At 48.2% G+C, this 18,520-nt stretch carries 15 protein-coding genes; 5 read left to right on the top strand and 10 right to left on the bottom strand.

Features of this window, described 5'->3' with window-relative positions; translation table 11 throughout:
- Positions 1-30: 30 nt before the first annotated feature.
- The 3 genes from cysW to AB4Z30_RS13170 form a co-directional block, all read right to left on the bottom strand.
- Positions 31-909, bottom strand: coding sequence for a sulfate ABC transporter permease subunit CysW (cysW, locus tag AB4Z30_RS13180; RefSeq protein WP_441926982.1), 879 nt, complete (start codon positions 907-909; stop codon positions 31-33).
- 149 nt (positions 910-1,058) lie between these two features.
- Positions 1,059-1,898: a sulfate ABC transporter permease subunit CysT gene (gene cysT / locus AB4Z30_RS13175; protein WP_441926980.1), complete on the bottom strand. Its 840-nt coding sequence runs from the start codon at positions 1,896-1,898 to the stop codon at positions 1,059-1,061.
- A gap of 171 nt (positions 1,899-2,069) precedes the next feature.
- On the bottom strand, positions 2,070-3,155 hold the full coding sequence (locus tag AB4Z30_RS13170; protein ID WP_441927149.1) for a sulfate ABC transporter substrate-binding protein: 1,086 nt from the start codon (positions 3,153-3,155) through the stop codon (positions 2,070-2,072).
- Positions 3,156-3,783: 628 nt separating this feature from the next.
- Between AB4Z30_RS13170 and AB4Z30_RS13165 the strand changes: the two genes are divergently transcribed.
- On the top strand, positions 3,784-4,467 hold the full coding sequence (locus AB4Z30_RS13165; RefSeq protein ID WP_441926978.1) for an S-layer homology domain-containing protein: 684 nt from the start codon (positions 3,784-3,786) through the stop codon (positions 4,465-4,467).
- Between the two features lie 210 nt (positions 4,468-4,677).
- Here AB4Z30_RS13165 and AB4Z30_RS13160 read toward each other — a convergent pair whose 3' ends face one another.
- Positions 4,678-5,304 carry a nitroreductase family protein gene (locus tag AB4Z30_RS13160; protein ID WP_441926976.1) on the bottom strand — a complete coding sequence of 209 codons (627 nt, stop codon included), beginning with the start codon at positions 5,302-5,304 and terminating at the stop codon, positions 4,678-4,680.
- Between the two features lie 263 nt (positions 5,305-5,567).
- A complete protein-coding gene (locus tag AB4Z30_RS13155; protein ID WP_441926974.1) occupies positions 5,568-6,029 on the bottom strand; it encodes an RrF2 family transcriptional regulator in 462 nt (153 codons plus the stop codon).
- A 431-nt stretch (positions 6,030-6,460) separates the two neighbouring features.
- On the opposite strand from AB4Z30_RS13155, the gene AB4Z30_RS13150 reads away from it, so the two are divergent.
- From AB4Z30_RS13150 to AB4Z30_RS13140, 3 genes are all read left to right on the top strand, one after another.
- Positions 6,461-7,186: an MBL fold metallo-hydrolase gene (locus AB4Z30_RS13150; protein WP_441926972.1), complete on the top strand. Its 726-nt coding sequence runs from the start codon at positions 6,461-6,463 to the stop codon at positions 7,184-7,186.
- Positions 7,183-7,758 (top strand): TetR/AcrR family transcriptional regulator, encoded by a 576-nt coding sequence (locus AB4Z30_RS13145; RefSeq protein ID WP_441926970.1) that lies wholly within the window; start codon positions 7,183-7,185, stop codon positions 7,756-7,758. Before AB4Z30_RS13150 ends, AB4Z30_RS13145 begins: the two co-directional genes overlap by 4 nt.
- A 1,114-nt stretch (positions 7,759-8,872) precedes the next feature.
- Positions 8,873-9,358, top strand: coding sequence for a CcdC family protein (locus AB4Z30_RS13140; protein WP_441926968.1), 486 nt, complete (start codon positions 8,873-8,875; stop codon positions 9,356-9,358).
- Between the two features lie 439 nt (positions 9,359-9,797).
- Here AB4Z30_RS13140 and AB4Z30_RS13135 read toward each other — a convergent pair whose 3' ends face one another.
- The 4 genes from AB4Z30_RS13135 to AB4Z30_RS13120 form a co-directional block, all read right to left on the bottom strand.
- Positions 9,798-10,811, bottom strand: a complete 1,014-nt coding sequence (locus AB4Z30_RS13135) for an NADP-dependent oxidoreductase (RefSeq protein WP_441926966.1) — start codon at positions 10,809-10,811, stop codon at positions 9,798-9,800.
- Positions 10,812-11,077: 266 nt separating this feature from the next.
- The gene (map, locus tag AB4Z30_RS13130; RefSeq protein WP_441926964.1) at positions 11,078-11,824 is read right to left on the bottom strand and encodes a type I methionyl aminopeptidase; all 747 of its coding nucleotides are present in this window, start codon (positions 11,822-11,824) and stop codon (positions 11,078-11,080) included.
- Positions 11,825-12,430: 606 nt separating this feature from the next.
- Positions 12,431-13,252, bottom strand: a complete 822-nt coding sequence (locus tag AB4Z30_RS13125; protein ID WP_441926962.1) for a serine/threonine protein kinase — start codon at positions 13,250-13,252, stop codon at positions 12,431-12,433.
- Positions 13,253-13,404: 152 nt separating this feature from the next.
- Positions 13,405-14,103, bottom strand: coding sequence for a hypothetical protein (locus AB4Z30_RS13120; RefSeq protein WP_441926960.1), 699 nt, complete (start codon positions 14,101-14,103; stop codon positions 13,405-13,407).
- A 556-nt stretch (positions 14,104-14,659) separates the two neighbouring features.
- On the opposite strand from AB4Z30_RS13120, the gene AB4Z30_RS13115 reads away from it, so the two are divergent.
- A complete protein-coding gene (locus AB4Z30_RS13115) occupies positions 14,660-15,613 on the top strand; it encodes an L-lactate dehydrogenase (RefSeq protein ID WP_441926958.1) in 954 nt (317 codons plus the stop codon).
- 168 nt (positions 15,614-15,781) lie between these two features.
- On the opposite strand, the gene AB4Z30_RS13110 is transcribed toward AB4Z30_RS13115, so the two are convergent.
- The gene (locus AB4Z30_RS13110) at positions 15,782-18,490 is read right to left on the bottom strand and encodes a PAS domain S-box protein (protein ID WP_441926956.1); all 2,709 of its coding nucleotides are present in this window, start codon (positions 18,488-18,490) and stop codon (positions 15,782-15,784) included.
- Positions 18,491-18,520: the final 30 nt, after the last annotated feature.

The raw sequence follows: 18,520 nt of genomic DNA, 5'->3' as shown, positions 1-18,520 counted from the left end.
GAGCTTGTTTTCTTGTGCACTCGATCCACGCTACGCCTTTTCCGAAACAGCTTTATGCCCAAGCCAACTCTTGATTAGCAACGTAGCCAAGGCCAGAATCAGCAATAGTGAAGCCACCGCAAAAGAAGCCGAAAACTGATATTCGTTATACAAAATCTCGACGTGAAGCGGCAAGGTATTCGTTTCTCCGCGAATGTGCCCTGACACCACAGACACCGCTCCGAACTCACCCATAGCACGTGCATTACAGAGGATGATACCGTACAAGAGGCCCCATTTAATATTAGGCAATGTTACACTCCAGAAGATACGCCACCCGGAGGCCCCAAGCGTTACAGCCGCTTCTTCTTCCCGGGTGCCTTGATCCTCCATCAGCGGAATGAGCTCTCTCGCCACAAAAGGAAAGGTAATAAACAATGTCGCAATCACAATACCTGGCAACGCAAAAATAATTTTGATATCATGCTCGGCCAGCCATGGGCCAAACCATCCGTTTGAGCCAAACACCAGGACAAAGATCAAACCGCCAACGACAGGCGAGATGGAAAAGGGAAGATCAATCAGTGTGATCAGCAGCCCTTTACCCTTGAACTGGAATTTGGTGATGACCCAGGCTGCCGCCACGCCAAAAATCGTATTTAGCGGAACGGTGATTGCCGCAACGAGCAGTGTCAGCTTCAGTGCAGACCAGGCATCCGGTTCCGTCAGCGCAGCGATGTAGACACCCCAGCCTTGCTTCAACGCTTCCATAAGCACGATGACCAGCGGCAGGATCAGCAGCCAGATCAGGACGAGACTCGCAAGTCCGATCAGTAGCCATTTTACCCAAGGTGCTTCTGTTGTGGCACGATTCGTACTGCGGCCGGTTTTTACAGGTGGAACAGGACTAAGGGGGACAGAACCCGCCATAGATACACCTCCTTCGGTTTGGGTGAGTGTGCCACAAAGTGGCTGTGTATTCCGCCCGGGCCACCACGAATGGGCAAGCCGCACGGACAGAATGTGAAGTTAGAATGAGCAGTTAGCGACTGATCTTGTGGCATTACATGCCGCTGCCATCACACCCTTCCTGCCTTACGACTCCAGCGTTGCAGAGAATTAATGATCAGCAGCAGGATAAATGAGATCAATAAGAGCAGCAAGGCTACGGCTGTAGCTCCTGCATAATCAAACTGTTCCAGCTTCGCCATTATGAGCAGCGGCGCGATTTCCGTTTTCATCGGCATATTGCCCGAAATAAATACAACCGAACCATACTCACCAATACCTCTCGCAAAAGCTAACGCGAAACCCGTCAGCAGCGGTGGAATTAGATCCGGTAGCAAAATGGCACGGAATATCCGCCATCGCCCTGCACCCAGCGTCGCTGCTGCTTCTTCGACCTCGTCTTCAAGCTCTTCCAGTACAGGCTGTACCGTACGCACGACAAAAGGGATGCCGATAAACATCAGTGCGAGTGTAATCCCGACCTGAGAATATGCCAGCTTGATGCCAAGCGGCTCTAAGAATTGTCCGATCCATCCGTTTCCGGCATAGATTGCCGTTAACGCCACCCCGGCTACGGCTGTGGGCAGCGCAAAAGGAAGATCAATGACGGCGTCGAACAATCGTTTGCCGGGAAATTCATACCGAACCAGCACCCAGGCCAAAAGCAGGCCCAGGAACAGATCGATCAAAGCCGCTGCACCTGCTGTAAGGAAACTGACCCGAAACGAAGCCAGCACCCTTGGATTGGTAGCCACCTCCACCATCGTTGCCCAGGTTAATCCCGTAGAGTTTAATAACAGTGCCGTCAGCGGAATCAGCACTACCAGACTCAGATATAACACGCTGTACCCCATCGTTAACCCGAATCCCGGCAATGTTCGCCTTGCCCGGATCACGATTCCCTTGCTCATGCCTATTCATCCTCTCTGCCGTCAGCCGGTCAGGCTGGTTGGCCGCGTACAGCCCAGTATTTGCTTTGATGGGTTTGTTTTGATTTTTTTGCTTCGCTTGGGTACTTCGATTGATTGGTTTGCCTTGATTGATTCTTTTTGCTCACTTTTGATGCTGTTGCCCTTTTGTCCTTAGCTGCCCGGTACGTAAATCTGGTCGAAGATGCCGCCATCTTTGAAGTGTTTGGCCTGGGTATCCCGCCAAGTACCAAAGACATCTTTTAACGTAAACAGCTCCAGCTTCGGAAACTGATCCTTGAATTTCTCCTTTACGCTATCCAGCGTAGGACGGTAGTAATTTTCGGCAGCAATCGTCTGGCCTTCTTCGCTATATAGGTATTTGAGATACGCATTCGCCACGTCGCGAGTGCCTTTTTTGTCTACATTTTTATCCACGATCGCTACAGGAGGTTCAGCCAAAATGCTGATGGAAGGCACGACAATATCGAATTTGTCCGGTCCTAACTCTTTTACCGAAAGGAATGCCTCATTCTCCCAAGCCAGCAGCACATCGCCGATGCCACGTTCCACAAATGTCGTTGTTGATCCACGAGCACCCGAGTCGAGCACAGGCGCATGTTTGAACAACTCTGCCACGAACTGTTTTGCCTTCTCTTCGTCGTTGTTATTATGCTTCAGGGCATAACCCCATGCCGCCAAATAGTTCCACCGTGCGCCACCCGATGTCTTCGGATTCGGTGTAATCACCTGGGTGTCTCCTTTGATCAGATCATCCCAATCCTTGATGCCTTTTGGGTTGCCTTTACGCACCAGAAAAACAATCGTGGATGTGTACGGTGAGCTGTTATGCTCGTATTTATCCTGCCAACCTGCGTTAATCAGGCCTTTATCTTCGATCGCATCAATATCATAGCCAAGCGCCAGCGTAACCACATCTGCATCCAGTCCATCAATGACAGAACGGCTCTGCTTACCCGAACCTCCATGAGATTGTTTGATAGTCACTTCCTGGCCTTTCTCTTTCAGCCAATGCGCGGCAAACGCCTTGTTATATTCCTCATAAAGTTCTCGTGTCGGGTCATAGGAGACGTTGAGCAGTTCAATCGCTTTGTTTCCTTTCTTATTGCCATCTGTTCCTGTTCCCGTTGCTGCACCTGCTGTCTTTGACCCGCCGTTATCTGATCCGCAAGCCGCGAGCACCCCCGTTAACACCAATGCCAGCCCAACTAGAATTCCTTTGTGAACTCTCTTTTTCATCATCTTACACTCCCCCCGATATAAACTTGCATATCAACTCCAGGTCGGCAGAACAGCGATACGCACCAGAAAAGAACAAAAAGACGGAGGAACCCCCTGCGCACTCTTCCCATTATCAAGTCATACCAACCCCTGAGGTCGTGTATGCTTCATCGGTAAAATGCGCTGCGGTGTTCCTCCGTCTATACGGTGAGAACGTTATGCTGTTCACGTGTTTGCCTTGATGTGTCTGTCATGACTGACTCCACTAAAAAATCAGTCAATTTTATTATTCCTACCTGTTTAGTGAGTTATATACGTATAATAAAGGCAGTCTATATGACTGTCAAACATTTTTTCCGTTTTTTACCGAATTCCCGCAACTTTGATTCCCCCTCGCTGCTCTCACCATAATAAGAACGATAAGACCACTACACAGACTACCCCTGTTGGGTAAATCATATAGATTCCGGCAGCAAAAAATAATCTTGTTACCCGAATCTCTCCTGCTGGAAACCTCAGCGTCTCCGGTTACATGGAGATTGACGATATGTTGAAGCAACCTTTTGGACAAAAGGGTCGTCTATAGGGGCAAATCACTTTAAAACAAAGGGATATGAACTCTCCGGAAAAGCGAGGCGACACCGAAATGAAGAAAAATATGATTGCTGCTCTCACCGCAGGAGCTATGCTTACACTCTCATTAAGTGCAGGCCCACTCCATGCTGCACCGTCTAAATTTATGGATATTCAAGGCATTCCAGGCGCAGACAAAATTGAATCTCTGCATCAGGAGGGATTGATCAAGGGAGTTAGTGACAACTTGTTCAAACCAGAAGAACAGCTAAATACAGCACAGGGTGTTCAACTGATTGTGGACGGACTGGATTTAAACTTGAACGCCATTCGTTTTATCAAAATGCCTGTGCCAAGTGATTATTTCTCTGCTGTAAAAGATGGCGTCTGGTACAGCGATGCTTTTATCCGTGCGCAGTACAACAGTATCAAGCTGCCGCAAAATATCGATCCGTCCAAACCGCTTACCCGTGAACAGTACACCCTGTTCCTGATGCAAGCCATCGAGGCAAAAGGTGGTCTGCCTATGATCAAAATCCAGCCGATAGACATCGCGGACGAGAATGAGCTTACACCAGAATACCAAGGTGCGGTACAACGTTCCTTGGTGCTGAAAATCAGCACATTGGATGCGAATGGACAGTTTAATCCGAAACAAGCTGTTACTCGCGCTGATGCTGCCGTGATGATGTACAATGCTATCCAGCACATGCAATCCTTCCATACCCCACAAATCCCGGAGACACCGGAGAAGTAGAGCTGTTCTTTGGGCAAAATGTAGCATCGCAAAAACGAGTACCTTTCTTCCCTGGGAAGGTACTCGTTTTTTATAAGGTAATAGCAACCTTTTATAAGCTCATGATAACGCAGTGTGAATTATAAAATAACAAAAAAGCGAGCAAGACCCCTCCATAAAAGGGTCGTACTCGCTTAGAATATCACTGCTTATAATCCATGTTTTGATAGCTTAGAAAGAACCTTTTACAACCACTTCGGACAATGGGAAGCGACCTGATGGACGAGCTGGCTCAGCAGCTTTACCTACAGTGATCAGCAATGTTGGTACAAAGCGTGCAGGAATGTTGAACGCTTCGATCAATTGTTGTGGGTTGTATCCGCCCATTGGGCAAGAGTCGTAACCCAGGGAACGTGCTGCCAGCATAATGTTTTGGGAAGCAAAAGAAGCATTGCGGATCGCTTCATCACGAGCGATTTGTGGGTTTTGGTAAGCACCGTTAATCTGACCCACCAATGCGTCACGAACTTCAGCAGGCAGTGCGCCAGCTTCAACAGCTTGATCGTAGATGAATGTATTGCGGTTGGCTTCCAGATCACCAAGAACGGCAATCGTAACGGAGCTGTCCACTACTTGTGTTTGTCCGTAAGCGATAGGCAACAATTTTGCTTTGTCTGCTTCGGATTCAATCACGAGGAATCTCCAGTGTTGCAGGTTCCAGGCAGAGGGCGCTTCGGAAGCTGCAGTCAAGATTGCGTTCAGGTCTGCCTCTGGCAATACAAAACCTTTTTCATACTTTTTAACCGCGTGGCGTTCGCTGATGACGCTCAGTGTTTCATTTTTTTCAGTAACGGACATGTGTTCCACTCCTTAGTTTTGTTTGGAATATTATATTTTTACGTTCGCAAAGCACGCCTTGAAAGCCATTCCGCCCCAAGCACAGGCCTTCCGAAAATAACATCAGCGCAGACGAACGCTCCCCATCTGTGTTCACGTTATGCCCGGAATTACCTCAACTTTCAAACCATTTTACACCGGAGCATACGCCTGTTTACACTTCTCCCCCACGCCTGGCTAAGCCAGATCATGTTGCACTTCGTGCATGACATCCACAATACCAATCAGGACTTCTCTTTGGCAGATAAACCTTCCATCGGAAACGGGCCTTCTCCACGCTCAATGCTTTGCTGCACATCATGAATGGATATGCGATCGAAGTAAGCACTTAGTGCCTCTTCCCCTCCATCGTATATAGCTCCCATTACACCCTGCATATTAGAGGAGACTTTGCACGGTGAGCCCGATTCACCTGAACACCAGCTTGGACCCAGTGAACCTCCAGCGACAAGCCTGTACACTTCCCCCAGCTTAATCTCTTCACTCGGACGGCTAAGCAAGTAACCGCCATGAGCACCTTCCTTCGTCGTCAGGTAACCATGTTTACGCAGAACACTCAGAACCTTGCGGACTCTGGCCGGGTGTGTACCCACACTTTGGGACAGATCTTCACTGTTGGCCATACACTCGTTTCTCATGGATAGAAAAACAAGACAATGCACCGCAATGGTAAATTCGCTGTTCATAACTTACTCCCTTCCCGGCATATAGCACCGATGAACTTCATTCCAAGGTAAGTATAACTGTCATTATATGAATAACAGTTATGTTTGTCAACTTTTGCTCTGAACGTAATTAGAGAGCAGATTTCCTTGTTATATCAATACTTACACTCTCTCGATGTTCTTCTGAAAGCTGACTCAAAATATGATATTGAATACGTTCTATGCATAAAAAAAGTGAGCCTTTCGCTTCGCGAAGGGCTCCAATAAGATAGACATATGAAAGGGCTTACGTGATTATTATAATCGGTAATCTCCATTTTGAAAACGCTTTTTTTGTAAAGTTTTATTTTATTCGGATTAGGGGGTCATCAGGTTATTTTTAAAAACACTATTGCCAAAACTAATGCCATTAGTTATATTACTAACATCATTAGTTTTATGGAGGTTTTCCGATGCGTGTTGTCCGTGAATTCGATGTCCACCAAGTCACATTTCTTCCCCGCCTCTTCCCTGTAAATGTCTATCTGGTTGAAGAAGAAGAGAGCCTTACCCTGATTGATGCTGGGATGCCATTCAGTCTCAAAGGTATTCTGGAAACAGCCGTTTCCTTGGGGAAACCCATCACCACCATCATCCTGACTCATGCCCATGCGGACCATATTGGCGCACTTGATGGTCTTAAGTATGCGCTCCCCGATGCTGAGGTATGCATCTCTAGCCGGGATGCCCAACTGTTAACCGGTGACACATCGCTCTTGCCGCACGAGCCGCAGACCCCGATACGCGGCAGTGTGCCCAAAGGCATCCGTACGAAGCCGGATCGCCTGCTCGAGGATGGCGACCAGATCGGTTCGCTGGTCGCCATTGCTTCTTCAGGCCATACGCCTGGGCATATGGCCTTCATGGATACACGCAGCCGAGTATTGATCGTCGGCGATGCGTATCAGGTGCGCGGGGGCCTCGCCGTGTCCGGCCGCGTTCGCCCGCTCTTCCCGTTCCCTGCGCTGGCCACGTGGAATCGCGAAGCGGCACTAGCCAGCGCGAAGCGCCTGGCGGAGCTGGAACCGTCCGTGCTGGCCGTTGGCCACGGACGGATGCTTCGCCAGCCCGCGGCGGCCATGCGTGCGGCAGTCGCTGATGCTCGGCAGCGACTGCAACCAGCCGGGGGGCAGCGATGAGCCCCCGGCAAGGTCTGGATCGCCGCGCGCTGCTAGGCGCCGCGGCCCAGATCGTGGACAGCGACGGCTTTGAGGCGCTGACCCTTGCCGCTCTAGCGAAGCGGCTGGATGTGCGCTCTCCGTCGCTCTATAACCACATCAGCGGGCTTCCCGGGCTTCGCCAGGAGCTGGCGCTGATGTCAGTGCAGCAGCTTGCCCTCGCCGTAAACGCGGCTACGGCGGACCGCACGGGCGACGAGGCCATTCAGGCCATCGCCACTGCTTATATAGGCTTCGTTCGCCAGCATCCCGGGCTCTACGAAGCCTCATACCATGCGCCCGACCTGAATGAACCACAGCTCGTGGCATGCAAGACAGATCTGCTGAACATGCTGCTGCATACCTTGCAGCCATACCCCCTCACCGAAGCACAAGCATTGCATGCTGTTCGGGGGTTGCGTAGCCTCTGCCATGGATTTGCCTCCATTGAGGCACAAGGCGGCTTCGGCATGGATTTCAGTCCGGACGATAGCCTGCGTCTGACCGTGTCCGCCTTTCTCCACGGGCTGCGCCACCTTTCTGAAGACGTATAAACAAGGGCAAAGCTCACTCTGTCGGGACATACTCCAGCATGTTTAACTTATCGTTCCTATGCGCAGGAGGTAAACGTTTCTGGAGAACACTAACGCTAAGTAATCAAACAAGAGAAAACAGCCGCGACTCTCGCAAGTAACCGAACGAAGGAAGACATTCTCGGGAACTGAGCTATACCAAGTAACCGAACGAAGGAAGACACTCTCAGGAACTGAGCTATACCAAGTAACCGAAGTCTGTGTAACCAGACGAACGAAGTTCCCCCGCACCGCTTGTAGCTTCTAGCACACGCGGTGCCCCACTTCATGGCAAGCATGCCCACAACTAAGCTAACCTCCGCCGCCTGATCCGTTGAAGCTGACCGGTCTACTACAATCCCCCTCAACAAAGTTGAGGCTTCATACGTTCATCATAATTCTAACGATCACCACAGACCTTATATGCTCGATAAACAGCCTTTTGGAATTCTAACGATCACCAGAGACGCTATTTCTCAAAATCGGGTTAGAAACCGTGAAAAAGAACGAAAATTCACAAAATAAGGTTTCTCCTGATCGTTAGATTTAAAATGAGCCGAAAATGCGGCAAATAAGCTTCCTGGTGATCGTTAGCCCTGCAGGGCTTGTGCGCAGGAACAGGAGCAGGAGGTTAATGAGTTTAGATACACCATCCCACGCCTGTACATCTGTTGAAATAATGTCTTCTTAGTGCGGCCATTAGTACATCTGTTAGTACAGCCGGTCCATTTCCTCTTATTCGAATAAACGACAACTCAGCGGGAACAATACTAGAGCGTGTCTTGAAACCTACTGAAGTGCATCTTTTCCCCTTTTCGCCCCCTGCTACGTCGCTTACCCTTGACGTGCCCCGGCACGCCTGCGGGAAATTTCCTTGCTTGAAACGAAAATTCGGCAAAATCTGCTTTCTTCAGAGTTTTTCAGACACTCCATACATATTTTCCAAATAGAAACGATCAACATTGCCTGCATTTTTAAAATATATGCGTTCTATCGAACCCCTGCGTTTGTGCTATAATAGGAACTGAAAAATCAGGTCATTCGTATCTCATCCGGTAAATCGGATTACATATCATTCCAGAAAGAGGGCGTTTACGTGGCTCAAATCTCTCCGTACTACCTTCAAATCGGGGCGACCGTTGGCATGCTTGTCATGGCCTTGCTTGCCATCTTTATCCGTATGAAAGCCAGCCACAGGCCGGTCACCATCCGTAAAATTATTATTCCGCCGCTCGGCATGAGCACAGGCTTTTTTATGTTTGTTGTACCAGAGACACATGTTCCATGGTTATGGGCGCTGATCGCACTTCTGGTTGGCTGGTTTATTTTCTCGTATCCGCTTATTCGCAGCACCAAGTTTGAACGCGTAGGAGAAGAGATTTTTGCCACACGCTCCCGCAGCTTTGCCTTCATTTTGCTAGGACTTCTGGCTGTGCGCCTGATTCTGCATGAAATCATCCAGCAATATGTCAGCATTCCGCAAACAGGCGGCCTGTTCTTCCTGTTGGCGTTCGGTATGATTGTACGCTGGCGTGTATATATGTACAAACATTACAAGGAAGTGCTCGCTGTCCAGAACTAGATGGCAGCTAGAATCATCAGACTCTGCCCTGATTCTTTAGGTCTCGTTTAGGTCTAGAGCAATCAGGAAATAAACAATTAAGGTTTGAGCATCTAGCAATCACATCGATCACATTAACATCAACTTAAAAAGACACGTTCAACACACCATCAAAAGGTGCAAAGAACGTGTCTTTTGCTTTTGCGCTACTTTTGTTCTAGTTTGTTCTAGTTTGTTCTAGTTTGTTCTAGTTTGTTCCAGCCTTTGTTTTGCGCTTTTGGTTTCAATTTTTTGTTTCGTCCAGCCCTGGCTCTTACTCCTATTTCTGGTTTGTCTTCAACATCAGAATAGGAGACTCGCAGACTACAACCACTTGACCAGAACTGTCATGCGGAAGTCGCTTTGATAGGTGGAATGAATGAATTCATCCATCAACCCAAATTCAATCGCTCAACGCCATCTATTCAGGATCTGCAACCTTCACCAGCTGTTTGCCCAGATTATCTCCCGAGAAAAGACCCATGAACGCTTCCGGCGTCCGTTCGAAACCTTCCACAATATTCTCTTCATATTGCAGCTTGCCTTCCTGGATCCATTTTGCCAGCTTGGCACGGCCTTCCTTAAAGGACTTGGTATAATCGCCCAGCAGGAAACCTTTCATCAGCGCCGTGTTGGTTAAAAGTAACGTCTGTGGACGCATGCCAATGTCCGGCTTCTCCAGATTATAAGACGAGATCTGTCCGCACAGCGGAATACGTGCATTCCGGTTGATATGACGCAGCACCGCATCCGAAATGTCACCGCCGACATTGTCGAAATATACGTCGACCCCGTTTGGACAAGCCTTTTCAATCGCTGCCGACATATCTTGCTCTGTCTTGTAGTTGAGCACAACGTCGAAGCCGAGCTTTTCTCTCAGATAAGCGCATTTATCTTCAGAGCCTGCAATACCGACCACACGCGCACCGACAATTTTACCGATCTGGCCTGCAATCATACCTACAGCCCCTGCCGCACCAGAGACAACAACCGTCTCACCGTCTTTAGGTTTGCCGATATCCTCCATGCCGAAATAAGCGGTTAAACCGGTCAGGCCCAGTGCACCCAGATAGGCTGTAATTGGAGCCTCGTCCGAATCAATTAGTGACAGATCGGTCGTATTGACCGCAGCATATTGCTGCCATCCCCACATCCCCGTAACCAGATCACCTTTGCGCAAATTCGGCTCGGATGATTCCACAACCTGCCCAATTGCGCCCCCCTTAATGACTTCGTTCAAGGCGTATGGCGCTGCATACGATTTCGTATCTTTCATTCGTCCCCGCATGTACGGGTCAACCGACAAATATAATGTACGAACCAGCACTTGCCCAGCTTCCGGTTCAGGTAACGGCGTCTCAACGAATTCAAAATTCTCTTTGGAAGGAGCCCCTTCAGGACGGGACGCCAGTACGATCTGTTTGTTTACACTCATCAAAATAACCTCCTGATTCCCAGTGGCTTCAAGGTCAACCCTTGTCATCTGCAGTAACGCAGGTACACCACTGGCTCTATGTTGATCTTTCATAATAGTTTAAACCGAAACAGGCGGATCACAAACGTGGGCCGCCCGGAAATATATTAATATCTTCACATGATTGCTCTGAACCATGCTTAGTATCGTTTTTTCAAGCATCCTTATTAGGAATCTCAGTTATCCAGCCTTATCGCTTTTCAAACTAACTTTACCTATCAACCATCTTATTGCGCGGTCAGAATGATTGGTCCATCGGCTGTAATCGCAATGGTATGTTCATACTGAGCGGACAGACTCCCATCCAAAGTACGTGCAGTCCAACCATCTGAATCCAGCTTGCTGCGGAATGTTCCGATATTCAACATCGGTTCAATGGTGATGACCATGCCTTCCTTAAGCCGCGGACCACGATGCGGTGGGCCATAGTGAGGAACCTGAGGTTCTTCATGCATCTTCTCTCCGATACCGTGTCCAATAAATTCACGAACCACGGACAGACCTTCTCCTTCAGCATACGTTTGAATAGCATGCGAGATGTCTCCGATCCGGTTACCGACAATAGCAAGCTCGATGCCTTTATATAGAGAGTTTTTCGTCACGTCCAGCAAATGCTGCGCTTCAGGACTTACATTCCCCACAGCATAAGACCAAGCCGAGTCTGCCAGCCAGCCATTCAAATTAACGACCATGTCGATCGTGACGATATCGCCGTCTTTCAGCACATATTTTCCCGGAAAGCCGTGACAGATCACGTCATTAACCGACGCACATGTCGCATAAGGATATCCATTGTATCCCTTTTGCTCCGGTATAGCGCCATTTTTCTTCATAAATGCCTCTGCGAACTGGTCGATTTCCTGTGTTGTAATCCCCGGACGAATCAGTTTTGCGATCTCTCTATGGCACGCCGCCAGGATTTCGCCTGCTTTTTTCATATATTCAATCTGTTCTTTAGTCTTTATCGTGATCATGCCAACTACTCCTTGTCCGTTATGTTCTTATCCTGTCTTCTATTGTAACGCGAAACGCTCAAAATAAAAAATTCCCTTAACTTAACCAACATCCTATTATACGCCAAGCTACGAATGTAGGAGTACCTTTTTTCTCAAAAACACGAAACCCGTCTTGGATAAGCCACGTATTAGCATAAAATAACTGAAAACGAAAGGATGAACGACTCATGTTTAAGAAGCTTATAGGCAAACTTATCGACTCCAAGTCCTCATCTCACCATAAACGTTACAGTTCCTCCAATAGACGATCCTATAAAAAATACAGCAGTTCCTCCGGCAAACGCAGCTACAAGCGCTATTCCTCATCAGACATGAAGTACAGGGATCAGCGCCAGGGGTCAGGTTATTACAAAAACAGAAAACACAGCTCCAGCTAAGCGTAACAATGGATTTTGCCGGAAGGGAAAACCTTGGCTTGATTTTGACTTGATTTAGCTTGAGCCTGACTCTCGGACTCCAACTATAATAAAGGGATGTTCGCCGATACCGTACTCACGGTCAGCAGAACACCCCTGTTATTTTTATAAATACGCGCTTAGCTTCGTCCGCTTGCACACGTATATCTTAAAACAATAATAGCTTCAAAGATTTCATCTCGCGCTGAAGCTCTCCTGCCCCGCCATCATAACCTGGGCGAAGTCCAAGGAGCCGCTCCAGCATTTCATGCAGTCCAGGCGTAAGCCGAAGCTCTTCCTGCCAGCTGGCAGGAGTGCTGCCTTTCTGCGGCTCGTAGGCGGAGTACAACATGAAAAGTAGAAAGTGACCGATATCCTGCAGATCCTGATCCGGTGTAGCCGGTTCATCTTCAGGCTCAGGCATATCTTTCATTCGGCGTTTTAACTCTGGCAACAACGGCTCCCCCAAGCGTCTTGCCAGGCCAAAATCAATCAAATGTACTCGTCCCTCTCGTACAATGACGTTAGGGATTCGCACGTCGCCATGAATGAATCCCTGCTGATGTACATGAGCTACCGGTGCTAGTAGCTGACAAGCAAGTTCCACGCATTCAAGCTCTGTATATTGCTTTCCTTCTTCGAAGATCAATTGTTCCAACGTCTGTCCCCGCACATACTCTGTCACCATATAATTTCGTCTTCGCACGTTAAAAGTATCCAGAAGCTTAGGAATCGCTGGATGATACAGATGTTGTAACACATCCGCTTCCCTGTTCAGCAGCCTCGCAGCAAGCCTCCCCTTACTCGGCTTCGATTCCTTCAACGCGACTTCCTTTCCCGTCTGCTGATCCACACACAGATAGGTCAGTCCATAACTCCCAATACCTAGAAGCTCCCGTATCACATAACGCTCCCCTATGATCGTCCCTTGCCGCCCGGGGCGGTCTGTAAATAATCCGATCAATCTTTGCCAGCTTCGCTCCAGCTCCACGTTGCCTCCCACGCCAGCTTTCTGATGTCTGATCCGGTTTCCTCTCCTGTCATGAGAAACAGCTGATCAGCGGCTGGACTTCATGTTGGTATTGGAGCTAATTATAGCAGGCTGTATATGTGAAATCACGATCATCCATCATGTAGAATCATTTAGGCTTCATTATGTTTCTTTGGCATCAAGCCAAACAACATGCGAAGCGAAGTGATTTTGGACTTCCGTTTGCGGCCCTGATAACTGCGCAGATTAGTCACGAGTTCGCGATCTCTTTCCTCCTCCAGCTTCTCGTTCATCCACTGACGTTGCTTCTCCATCTGTTCCTGAAGCGCAAGATGAGTCTCCGCCAGATGCTGAAGTGTCAGCTCCAGTTCATCCACCCGATGCTGTAACACCTGCACGCGGTCGTCCTCTTCCGGCTTGGGTTCAACCGCACCGTAAGTGACCTCACTTACAAGCTGGCCGAGTCCTTCATAGGACCTCAATTGCCCGTACTGATCCACCTCCAGCGGCGGTAATGGATCAGATCCAGATACAATCATACTGGCTGCAGCACACTGCTGCTCTGTTTGCTCACGAATGGCTTGGACAGACTGCTGTTCTGTTTTCCCTTCTGCTGGGGATAGCACCGTAACCACTGCATCAGCCAGCGGCAGGTTATGTTCTCTAAGCTCAGTCATCAGACGTTCAATGCACTCGATATCATCGGATTTAAACAATCTGGATTTATTCGCAGAACGTTCAAAACGATATCCCTGCTCCTCAAGTGCTGCCGCATATTTTCGAAGAGTACTGGCACCTATTCCCAGGCTCTTAGCCGTTTCCGTCGTTGCTCCTACTTCTTCAATCATCATGAATTCCCTCCCGGTATGAAGTCTTTTGGGCTTGCAAAATAACGACTTTAGCGCTCCTGCAACGAACTGTCATCGGATCGGGTGACCTTTCTCCTGCACAGTAAGGACTGTGCACATGAAACCTTAAACAATCCTAAAACAACCTTCTACATGTAACCCGCCAGTGCTTCTCTTTTGCATGTCGGTAAGTATTCGTCAATCTGCTTGCAGAACCCTTTGACGGTTTAGTTCTGTTTCTGAGGATTCGTAAGAAGTTTTGTCAGGTACATATTTCGCATAAAATCCTCCTCATCCGACAAGCTACAGGAATGCTGTCGTGTCGAAAACCTTTTATGCAAATGCCGTCTAAATTTCGGTGTGAATCGAATTGATGTCAATTTTGTTAACTCCATTACTCCAATACGCTCCCGCGACAGAGGAAATCATTGCTGTATAGCTTTTCCATGTGTTATCTTATGTAACGTAGAATTGAATACCAGCATAAAATAAAGCACCATACTTAACATAACAATAATCAAGTAACGGATAAATCCAATGTAAACGGAGGCTGAAGGCAGTGTTAGGCAAATCAGGGAAAGTGGCGGTCATCGGGGCGGGTCTTGTAGGTTCAAGTTGTGCATATTCGATGATCAATCAATCGATATGCAGGGAGATTATGATGGTCGATCGGACGTATGACCGTGCGGTAGCACAGGCACTCGATTTTTCCCATTGTATGGACTTTACTCACAACCGAACAAAAGTATACGCAGGAACGTATGACGATTGCGGCAGTATGGATGTCATCATTTTGACCGCAGGAGCCAATCCAAAGCCTGGACAGACCAGACTGGATGTTCTGGAGGAAGCAGAGTCCATTGCCAAAGATATCGTGGTCCCGATCATGAACAGTGGTTTTAACGGCATCTTTGTTGTCGCAGCCAACCCCGTGGACATTGTTACGTATATGGTATGGAAATTGTCCGGTTTGCCGCGTGAGCGTGTCATCGGTACGGGAACTTCAATTGACTCTTCACGGCTCAAAACATTGCTCTCCGAGGTATTCTCCATTGACCCACGCAGTGTACACGGCTACGCACTCGGTGAGCACGGCGAGTCCCAATTTGTGGCTTGGTCACATGTTACCATTGGCGGCAAGCCTATTCTGCACATTTTGGATCAACACAAGGAACGGTTCAAACATCTGGATCTGGACGATATCGCCAAAAAAACGAAGGATGCGGGCTGGGAAATTTTCACCCGCAAAGGATCAACTCAATTTGGCATTGGGAATGCACTTGCCCATATTACTCGATCCATCCTGAATGACGAGCATAAAATCATTGCCGTTTCCGCGATTCTTGATGGCGAATATGGACAGCGGAATGTATGTGCAGGAGTGCCTGCGATCATCGGGGAGGGCGGCATTCAAGAAATTATCGAATTAAATCTCGATCAAGCGGAGGTTGAGAAATTCGAGCGTTCCTGTGAAATTTTGTCCGGTAATATTAACCGCCTAACCATCGCCTAAGTCTCCGTAAATTCTGGGTAATAACAGGTCTAATCTGCGAGCTTGTTGCAAAATACAATACAAAAAACAACCTTCATCTCACCACATTGTGGAAATGAAGGTTGTTCTGCTACACCTATCTTTTTAATCCGCTCTACTCCATCCAATTATTTACACAAGCATCTCGAATTAATTAGATCCAATTCGTGGCTCATCAGAAGGTCCCCATTGCTGAAGGACACGCTTCAACTCACTTAGCATAACGGGTTTGCTGATGAAATCCCGCATGCCTATCTCCAGACAAGCCTCTTTGTCTTCCCGCTTAGAATTGCCTGTTACTGCAATAATTGGAGGAATCCTATCCTCAGGAATCAGCCGGTGTAACAGATTCGTGGCTTTGAGCCCGTCCATCACAGGCATATGAATATCCATCAGCACAATATCATAGGCATTCTGCGAGATGGCATCAATCGCTTCTACACCATTAGTGCACACATCAGCCTCATAGCCCAGTTTCTCCAAATATTCCTTCAAAATCTTCCGGTTGACCGGATGATCTTCCGCCACAAGAATCCGCATAGCCACCTTGTCACTTTGACGTGTACGGTCGTGCTGGAACTCACTTGCAGACTTTTCACCTGATGCTTCAACACGCGTTGTTGGAATGGCAAACCGGAAAATGGAACCTTTCCCCTCAGTACTCTCCACACTGATACTACCACCCATAATCTCAACAAGTCTCTTGGAAATCACAAGCCCAAGTCCTGTACCGCCATATTTTCGGTTGATTACCGGGTGCAGCTGGGAGAACGACTGGAACAGTTGATCCAGCTTGTCGGCAGGAATCCCTATCCCTGTATCCTCCACGGCAAAATCCAACACACTATCCTCTGGTCTGCTTCCCTTGATAATATCGACGGTAATATCAATGCTCCCCTGATCTGTGAACTTCAACGCATTGCCAACAAGGTTGACCAGAATCTGCCGGATTCGCATCGAATCCCCTGCCATATAGTCAGGGATACTCGGATTAAGACGGAAACGAATATCCAAATGTTTCTCGTCCGCTCGCGGCTTGAACAGCTCCGCGACCTGCTCCAGCATCTTGCGTAGCGAAAATGGCTCATAGGCCAGTGCCATTTTACCTGACTCCAGCTTACTGAAGTCCAGAATATCATTCAGGATGTTCAGGAGCGCATCGCCGCTATCTTGAATGATCTGAGCATACTCTCGCTGCTCCTCTGACAAGTCTGTACCCACCAATAGCTCGGTCATGCCAACAATTCCGTTCATTGGTGTCCTGATTTCGTGACTAACGAGAGAAAGAAACTCGGACTTGGCCTGTGCAGCCAGCTCGGCTGTCTCTTTGGCACGAACAATCTCACGTTCACCAGTAACGTCATTAAAGACAACCACTGCACCTCGAATCTGACCTTCATCTATAATTGGAGTGACCTGATATTGAACGAGGAAGCTGCTGCCGTCTTTTCGCCAGAACACATCCTCTGTCACTGAACGTGCAAGTCCATCCAGCACGGTCATATGAATGGGACATTCTTCTTTTGGGAAATAGCTTCCGTCTGCACGGGAATGATGAATAATAGGGTGCGAGCTTTTGCCAATGAATTCATGAGCTTCATAACCAAACATCGAAGCGGCAGCCGGATTCATAAACATCGTAACACCATCCGCATCCAGTCCGTAAATCCCTTCAGTAACCGTATTTAGAATCAGCTCATGCTGCTTGCTCAGCTCCTGAATACGCTCCGTATACTCCTTACGCTCGGTTATATCGGATACAATACCGTAGGCACCCACCATTTCGTTATCCACAATAATGGGCACATTGGTTACTGAAACTTCGATCTTTCGGCCACTGGAACTCACAACACGAGTCTCGTAGTACTGAGGCTGCCCCTGCTTGACAAGCTCAAAGGAGGCTTCGCCCTTACGCATTTCTCTCTTGTCGAGATTGGACAGAAAGGACTGTCCAATCAGCTTACTACGCGGGATATCTAGCATCTGCACCATATTGCTGTTCACCGAGCTATACTTCCCTTCCAGATCCAAGGAATAGGCCGCAGCCGGATTATATTCAAACAAGGATTTGTAGCGCTCGCGACTTTCCCGAAGACGTCTGTCCGCATCCATTTGCTGAGTAATATCCCTGCTTATACTGACAATCTGCGCTATCTTACCATGTTCTCCAGCTACGGGCTTTGCCAGTGTCTCCATCCAGATATAATGTCCATCCTTGTGTAACACTCTCATCTTACACCCATTACCAATATTCGAAATGAGCAAAGGGTCCGGATAATCCCCGGGGTAACAGTAGGATTTAAACGATTTTCCTGTGACTTCCTCCGGCTCATAACCAAGCAGTGTACGAACAGATGGAGAGACATACAAGAGTTCGCCATCTATGGCACAGGTTGTAATCAGATCTTGTGCATGTTCGGCAAGCACCTGATACTTCTCCTGTGTCTCCTGTAGCTCTTGTTCGATGATCACCTTGTCTGTCACATCCTTGGCAATACCGTAGATGCCAACGACATCGTCACCTTCTGTAATCGGTATATAGGTCACCTGTGCATGCTTCACAGAACCATCTTTATGATAGAAAGCCATCGATTCACTGACTGAATGTCCAGCCACTACATCTTCGATGAATTGTATTCGTCTGTTCTCACTTTCAGGCGGGCTGATGCGATCCCGACTCACCCCTGCAAGCTCTTCAATCTTGTAACCGGATAACCGTTCAAAGGAAGGGTTAGCATCGATATGATTGCCTTCAATGTCCATGACATAGATGGCATCCGGGTGATTAAAAAACAATGATCGGTAAGAGCTACCCTCAGAAATAATTCGTTTCAGGGTTTCCGTTTTATTACGATCCAAAGGCCTACCCCTCTTTTCTCAGCCAAATCT

The organism is Paenibacillus sp. 2TAF8 (genome assembly GCF_052114825.1).
Taxonomy (GTDB): Bacteria; Bacillota; Bacilli; order Paenibacillales; family Paenibacillaceae; genus Paenibacillus.
This window is presented reverse-complemented; position numbering and strand designations above follow the sequence as displayed.

What these genes read in the sequence shown, in the direction of transcription:
- cysW (WP_441926982.1), bottom strand. Translation starts at nt 909, where the DNA reads ATGGCGGGTTCTGTCCCCCTTAGTCCTGTTCCACCTGTAAAAACCGGC.
- map (WP_441926964.1), bottom strand. Translation starts at nt 11,824, where the DNA reads ATGATCACGATAAAGACTAAAGAACAGATTGAATATATGAAAAAAGCA.
- AB4Z30_RS13165 (WP_441926978.1), top strand. Translation starts at nt 3,784, where the DNA reads ATGAAGAAAAATATGATTGCTGCTCTCACCGCAGGAGCTATGCTTACA.
- cysT (WP_441926980.1), bottom strand. Translation starts at nt 1,898, where the DNA reads ATGAGCAAGGGAATCGTGATCCGGGCAAGGCGAACATTGCCGGGATTC.
- AB4Z30_RS13150 (WP_441926972.1), top strand. Translation starts at nt 6,461, where the DNA reads ATGCGTGTTGTCCGTGAATTCGATGTCCACCAAGTCACATTTCTTCCC.
- AB4Z30_RS13170 (WP_441927149.1), bottom strand. Translation starts at nt 3,155, where the DNA reads ATGAAAAAGAGAGTTCACAAAGGAATTCTAGTTGGGCTGGCATTGGTG.
- AB4Z30_RS13145 (WP_441926970.1), top strand. Translation starts at nt 7,183, where the DNA reads ATGAGCCCCCGGCAAGGTCTGGATCGCCGCGCGCTGCTAGGCGCCGCG.
- AB4Z30_RS13135 (WP_441926966.1), bottom strand. Translation starts at nt 10,811, where the DNA reads ATGAGTGTAAACAAACAGATCGTACTGGCGTCCCGTCCTGAAGGGGCT.
- AB4Z30_RS13160 (WP_441926976.1), bottom strand. Translation starts at nt 5,304, where the DNA reads ATGTCCGTTACTGAAAAAAATGAAACACTGAGCGTCATCAGCGAACGC.
- AB4Z30_RS13120 (WP_441926960.1), bottom strand. Translation starts at nt 14,103, where the DNA reads ATGATGATTGAAGAAGTAGGAGCAACGACGGAAACGGCTAAGAGCCTG.
- AB4Z30_RS13155 (WP_441926974.1), bottom strand. Translation starts at nt 6,029, where the DNA reads ATGAACAGCGAATTTACCATTGCGGTGCATTGTCTTGTTTTTCTATCC.